The organism is Embleya sp. NPDC059213 (assembly GCF_042754445.1).
In the GTDB taxonomy this organism is placed as follows: domain Bacteria; phylum Actinomycetota; class Actinomycetes; order Streptomycetales; family Streptomycetaceae; genus Embleya.
In genome coordinates this window covers 49,567-55,566 of the sequence record NZ_JBHZAV010000055.1, presented here as the reverse complement: position 1 = coordinate 55,566, position 6,000 = coordinate 49,567, and the positions used below count along the sequence as shown (strand labels likewise).

The 6,000-nt window shown below is 70.5% G+C and carries 6 protein-coding genes; 2 read left to right on the top strand and 4 right to left on the bottom strand.

What is annotated here, in order from left to right:
• The coding region (locus ACFXMF_RS21520; RefSeq protein ID WP_379992738.1) for an SDR family oxidoreductase at positions 1-264 on the top strand (264 nt) is incomplete at its 5' end.
• Between the two features lie 362 nt (positions 265-626).
• Here ACFXMF_RS21520 and ACFXMF_RS21515 read toward each other — a convergent pair.
• The 3 genes from ACFXMF_RS21515 to ACFXMF_RS21505 form a co-directional block, all read right to left on the bottom strand.
• Entirely contained in the window at positions 627-1,781 is a 1,155-nt protein-coding gene (locus tag ACFXMF_RS21515; protein ID WP_379992737.1) for an epoxide hydrolase family protein, read from the bottom strand.
• A 513-nt stretch (positions 1,782-2,294) separates the two neighbouring features.
• On the bottom strand, positions 2,295-3,404 hold the full coding sequence (locus ACFXMF_RS21510; RefSeq protein ID WP_379992736.1) for an acyl-CoA dehydrogenase family protein: 1,110 nt from the start codon (positions 3,402-3,404) through the stop codon (positions 2,295-2,297).
• 449 nt (positions 3,405-3,853) lie between these two features.
• The gene (locus ACFXMF_RS21505) at positions 3,854-4,660 is read right to left on the bottom strand and encodes a sulfite exporter TauE/SafE family protein (protein ID WP_360315446.1); all 807 of its coding nucleotides are present in this window, start codon (positions 4,658-4,660) and stop codon (positions 3,854-3,856) included.
• 91 nt (positions 4,661-4,751) lie between these two features.
• Here ACFXMF_RS21505 and ACFXMF_RS21500 point away from each other — a divergent pair, with 91 nt between their 5' ends.
• Positions 4,752-5,534, top strand: coding sequence for a helix-turn-helix transcriptional regulator (locus tag ACFXMF_RS21500; RefSeq protein WP_360315444.1), 783 nt, complete (start codon positions 4,752-4,754; stop codon positions 5,532-5,534).
• A 181-nt stretch (positions 5,535-5,715) separates the two neighbouring features.
• Here the strand turns inward: ACFXMF_RS21500 and ACFXMF_RS21495 are convergent, their stop codons facing one another.
• Positions 5,716-5,907 (bottom strand): 4-oxalocrotonate tautomerase, encoded by a 192-nt coding sequence (locus ACFXMF_RS21495; protein ID WP_379988143.1) that lies wholly within the window; start codon positions 5,905-5,907, stop codon positions 5,716-5,718.
• Positions 5,908-6,000: the final 93 nt, after the last annotated feature.

The window sequence follows — 6,000 nt, the reverse complement described above, 5'->3', positions numbered from 1 at the left end:
CTGTTCCCCCACGAGGACATGACCGCCGACATCAAGGGCAACCTCGCCCGCACCCACGACAAGGACCCCTGCCAACCCGCGATGCGAGTCGGCCGGGTACGCGAACTGGGCTGGGCGGCGACCTTCCTGACGTCGCCCTACGCCCGCTTCATCTCCGGCCACACCCTCGTCGTCGACGGCGCCAACTGGCAACGCCGTACCCTCCTCAACCCCACAGTCGTCACCGTGCGCGAGCAAATGGGGAAACGACCGTTCGAGCCGTAGGCCGGCCCCACCACACCGGGATCGCCGCTGATCACCAGGACCTGCCGCGAGGCGTCGAGTTCCATCCGAAGCCCGAGGCCGGAAACCCTCCTGACTCCGATCCCTGCCAAGGCGTCCCCGTCCGACAGTGACGTGGAGCCGACGAACCCGTCGCCTTCGGCCACCGCGTCTGCCGGAGCGGCCGGTTCCTCCGCTGAAGCGGTGAGATCCACTTCGCCGAACACGGGATCGGAAACCAGTCGCACCGGTGGCACTCCTTCAAGGTCGGACCTCCATGGTGCCGTGGGAGGTCGTCGGCTCTGCGCTCACACCCCCACCAGCCGACCAGGCGAGAGCGGAAACGTCGGAGCCACTCGTCCGGGCTAGTCTCGTTCCCGCAGCGGTCGGAAGAAGTCCCGTAGGTCGCGGGCCAGTTGCTCGGGCTCCTCGTGGGCCATGAAGTGCCCGCCGCGCTCCGGGGTGTGCCACTGCCGCAGGTCGGTGAAGATCCGCTCGGCGAGGCCGCGCGGCATTCCGCGGAACGCCGGCTCGTTGCTCAGCGTCACGGCGCCGGGCACGGTGATCGGCGGCACCGACCGGTTGTGCGGCCAGTCGTAGTACTCGCGAAACGACGTGCCGATCGACCCGGTGGTCCAGTACAGCGTCGCCACCGTCAGCAGCGTGTCGCGGTCCCAGCGCGTCGTCACGTCGCCGCCACAGTCGCTCCAGTCGCGGTACTTGTCCACGATCCACGCCAGCAGCCCCGCCGGGGAGTCGACCAGCGCGGCCGCGACGGTGTCCGGGCGGGTGGACATGATCCCGCTGTAGCCGCCGTCGGCGGCGTCGTACACGGCCAGCGCGTCGAGGAACGCCTGCTCCTCGGGCGTCGGCGGCGCCGCACCGAAGTCGGTCGGGACCACCGACGAGGTGACCAGCACGCCGGCCACCTCGTTCGGGAACAGCGCGCCCAGCCACTGCGTGATCCCGCTGCCGATGTCGCCGCCCTCCGCGCCGAAGCGGCCGTAGCCGAGTACGTCGGCCATGAGCGTGTGCCATGTCTCGGCGACGGCGCGCCGCGTGAACGGGCCGCTCGGCGGCTCGGAGAAGGCGAACCCGGGCAGCGACGGGATCACCACGTCGAACGCGTCCGCCGGGTCCGCGCCGTGCGCGCCCGGGTCGGTCAGCAGTTCGGCGATCCGCAACATCTCCACGAAGCTGCTCGGCCATCCGTGGCTGAGCACCAGCGGCAGCGGCGCCGGCCCTCCGACCGGGCCCTTGCCGCGCATGTGTACGAAATGCACCTTGCGGCCGCCGACTTCGGCGCGGAAGTGCGGGTACGCGTTCAGTCGGGCCTCGGCCGCCCGCCAGTCGAAGCCGTCCGCCCAGTACGCCACGAGCTTGCGCAGGTCGCCGGGATCGACCCCGGCCGCCCCGTACGCCGCGTCCGTCGCGGTGGTGAACCGGGTGCGTACGAGCCGCTCGCGCAGGTCGTCGAGCACGTGGTCGGGGACCGAGATGTGGTATCGCTCTGTGCTCATGTGTCCTTCGGTGGTTCATCCGCCGGCAGGGCGCGTGTCCCGGGACGACCGGGGCGCGGCCGGCGCGAACTTCGCATCGATAGCTGCAAACGCCGACCGCCCTTCGCTGATTCCGGACAGTCGCAAGCAACGCCCCGACGGATCCGGGGCCGACCGTTTCCCCGGCTGTCGGGCGCCATGCACAGTCGCCACAGGGTCTTCGCCGGTGGTCAACCTGCTGTACCCCTACCGGATCGTCTCGGATATCCGGCGAACCAGCGCCCCCGGAGCCCCCCGCCCGTCGCCCTGGTCAAGTGTGGTGGGACTGTCTCCCCCGCCCGGCACACCGGCCGCACGAGCCGCAGGCGGAGGGACTTCCCCGACCCGCAGCTCTCGACCGACACGCGCGCGCTCCGGCCGGAAACACCTGTCGAGTCGGCGATATGGGCCATGGGTCGGGGACGCGCCGCAGCCGCGCGCTGCGAAAGATCGTCGCGGCCGGTTCGCCGGGATGCCTGCGTGATGGGGTCGATCTCAGGGCTGTTCGCCGCCGGTCAGGCGTGTGCCGATCAGATCCCGACAGACCTCGACCGAGAAGGCCATCAGTGCGCCGGCCTGGGCATCGCGGAAGTGCCGCTGGATCGGCGAGGATCGCAGGAACCCCGAGCCGCCGCCGACCCGGAGCCCGAACTCCGCGATCGACTTGGCCACTTGGTTGGCGTACAGCTTCGCCTCCACGGCGGCATCCAGGGTGCCCGGCGCGCCCCGGTCGGCGAGCCACATGGCGCGTTCCGCGAGAGTGCGGGCGGCCAGGAGCTTGACATGGGCGTCGGCGGCGTCGAAGTGCACCCACTGCATGTCGCCCACCGGCCTGCCGGTGGTCGGTACGACGCGTTTGCGGGCATGGTCGACCAGCGCGTCGAGCGCGGCCTCGGCCACGCCGATCGACAGCCACGGCAGGCCGAGCGCGATGATGTTCGGCGCCGTCGGGTCGACGATGCGACATCGGTTCTCGTGACGCAGGAGCGTGTTGCGGAAGTTCACCAACTGGCTGCGGGTGCCGCGCAGGCCCATCGAGTCCCAGATCGACACCATCTCGACGCTGTCGTCCCGGCCGACCCCGAAGAACGCGGGCCCGTCCTCGACCAGTGCGTTGACCAGGAAATGATCCGCGATCTCACACCCGGACACGAACCGCTTGGCACCGTCCAGTTCGAATCCGCCGTCCACCGGACTGGCTCGCTGGAGCGGCATCAGGAACAGGTTCCCGCCGGTCGGCTCCGACAACGCGTTCGCGAACCGTTTGCCCGCCGCCAACTCGTCCGCATAGACGGGCGGTCCGAAGCCGACCAGCGCCTGCGCCGCGCCCAGATGCATCGTCCACACGCACGCCGTCGACGGGCACGCCTTGCCGACGATGCGCAGGATCTCCCCGAGCGCCTGGTAGGACAGCCCGGCACCGCCCCGGTCCCGAGGCATCGCGGCCAGGTCCAACCCCGCCTCGTGCAAGGCCGTCAGATTGGCGAGCGGGAGAGTGGCCTCGTGATCATGCCGGTCCGCCGCCGCCGCGAACCGTGGGGCCAGGTCCTGCGCCGCGTCGACGAACCGCTGTTCACCTCGGGAAACCGCAAACGGAGAAGTCACCGACCCAGCCTAGAAGCCGCGCCCGGAAGTCGCTTGCACGTTGGCCGAGTTCGGCCGAGTTCGACGGAGTCCGGTCGGGCGACGCGAGCCGGCGACCGGAGGATCAAGGGATCGCGGCCGGCCCCGGCCGCGATCCCCGGCAACGGGCGGGCATGCCTTCGCCTCCCACGCTCGGGACGGTCAGGGGCAGCGCTCCGGCAAGCGCATTCGTCCTCCGGGAGACAGGGCGCCCGCCGTGCCGCCCGTGGTGCGCGACGGGCGGCGGCGCAGCGGGGGAGCCGACGGTCCGTTCCGGTGACGCCCTGGGGCGGCCGTACCGGGGTGAATCGGTGTACGCGATGGTTCCTTCGATCGACACCCACGGTGCGGCCGTACCAGGGTGAACCGGTGTACAGGATGGCTCCTTGGATTGCCTGGCCGGCGGGCCAGGCCCGGAACCTGGTGCCGGATCACATCCCGGTCAGGACCATCATGAACAGGACGAGTACGAGCAGGGCGATGTAGGCAACGGAGTGAACGCGATCCGGGACGCGGCGGCCGATGCGCTTCACCACGGCGATGGTGGGCAGCGAACCGCCGAGCAGGGCCGCGGCGGAGATCAGATCGACGTAACCCACCCGGCCCGCATGCGCCGACGAGCCGGCCGCGAGTGCGTACACGATGCTCCCGACCACGGCGACGGGAAGGCTCAGCGGGTTCGCCATCGCGGCCGCTTCGGCCATCGGGAGACCCCTGCGCCGCAGGAGCGGGACCGTCATGACGCTTCCGCCCACTCCCAGGCACGCGGCGACCGCGCCGATGCCGGCTCCGCCGAAGGTGGTGGTGAGCCGGCCGAGGGGCGCCGGCCGTACGGCGTGTGTGGGTACCACGAACCCCTTCCGCAGCAGACTGTCGACGATCGTCACGACCAGATAGGCGGCGAAGAGCACGTGCAGCAGCGGGCCGTCGACCCACGTGGTCGCGACGGAACCGACGACGGCGCCGATCGCGACGAAGGCCGGCAGCGGCCACAGGTACTCGCGACGGAGCCGCCCGAGGCGCAGTTGCACCAGGGTCGCAGTCAGCGAATTCACCAGCATGACCGCCGTCGACGTCGCCACCGCGACGTGCATCGCATCGGTACCGGAATCCGCGGTGACCGTCTGGAAGGCGTAGACGACCGGGACGGTGATGAACCCGCCGCCGAAACCGAAGAGCACCGTCGTGACGCCCGTCAGGCAGCCGAACAGAAGGAGAACAAGAAGAGGAGTGAGCACTGCAGGAACGCTACGGACGCCCCTGGCCGGCGGGCAATCGATCGATCGCCATGTTCTTACGCGTAGCGGACAGCAAGGGTAGCGTCGCCACATGCGCAACATCCCCGTCGCGGAAGTGGACGGCCTCGATCGTGCCGTGCTGGCCATCGGCACCGACTATCCCCCCGATCACCTGCTCCCGTTCCACGAGCATCGCCGGACCCAGTTCCTCTACGCCGTCACCGGCGTCATGCAGGTGGAGACCGTCGACGGCACCTGGACCGTGCCCGCGCACCGCGCCGTACTGATCCCGCCCATGACCGCGCACCAGGTCACCATGACGCGAGTCGGCACGCGCAGCCTCTACATCGAGCCGAGTGCCGTCCCGTGGTTTCCCTCGCGCTGTCGAGTCGTCGACGTCTCCGCGTTGCTGCGGGAACTCATCCTCGATGCCGTCGAGATGGAACCCCGCTACCCCGAGCATGGGCGCGATGCCATCCTCATCGATCTGCTCCTGCACGAGATCAGGAACCTCACACCGCTTCCGCTCGATCTTCCGCTTCCCGCCGATCGGGAGCTGCGTCGACTGTGCGACGCGTTTCTCCGAAGTCCCGATATTCATGACCCGCCCGCCCGCTGGGCAGCAGCCCTCAACGTGAGCGAACGCACGCTCAGCCGCCTGTTTCGCAGTGGCACGGGTCTGAGCTTCACCCAATGGCGACAGCGTGCGTGTGTGCTGCACTCGCTGCGCCACCTGGCCGCGGGGGCGCCGGTCGCCCGGGTCGCGACCGCACTGGGCTACGAGAATCCCGCCGCCTTCACCACGGCGTTCGGAAACCTTCTCGGCCGCCCACCGACCGCCTACGGACCCGCCGCCATCCTCCGGCAGCGGTGAGCGGCGGGGGACGGTCGGCGAATCGACTCGGCGGTGGGCCCGCGTGTTCGCCGTGCAGTCGTCGGCTACGGAGCCGGCCGAGGTGGGCCCGCAGGTGGCTCGGGCGGGGCGCGGCAGTGCGGGGCCCGGCAGGGTGGGGCCGGGCGGCACCACGGCGCCGAGCCCGCACGGAGGGTGCAGGTCAGGCTTTGCCGTTGAGCATGATGGCGGTCAGGACGGTGCCGGCGACGCCCCAGCCCCCGTCGACGACTTCGTCGATCAGCACGACGGAGGTGCGGGCCCGCTCGCCGTAGAGTAGGCGATCACCACGCGGACGCCTGCGGTTTCGAGGGCGTCGGTCACCCGGGACCGGGCAGTGGCGTGAGCCGGGCATTCGGGGACCTTCAGACAAGTGGGGACCTGACGGCAGAAGATCGCGGCGCACGACTTCGGGGCAATCGGGCCCAGGAGCCGCGAGCGGGCGAGG

Excerpts from the sequence above, each read along its gene's own strand:
- ACFXMF_RS21515 (WP_379992737.1), bottom strand. The coding sequence starts at position 1,781 with ATGAGCACAGAGCGATACCACATCTCGGTCCCCGACCACGTGCTCGAC.
- ACFXMF_RS21500 (WP_360315444.1), top strand. The coding sequence starts at position 4,752 with ATGCGCAACATCCCCGTCGCGGAAGTGGACGGCCTCGATCGTGCCGTG.
- ACFXMF_RS21495 (WP_379988143.1), bottom strand. The coding sequence starts at position 5,907 with ATGCCCGGCTCACGCCACTGCCCGGTCCCGGGTGACCGACGCCCTCGA.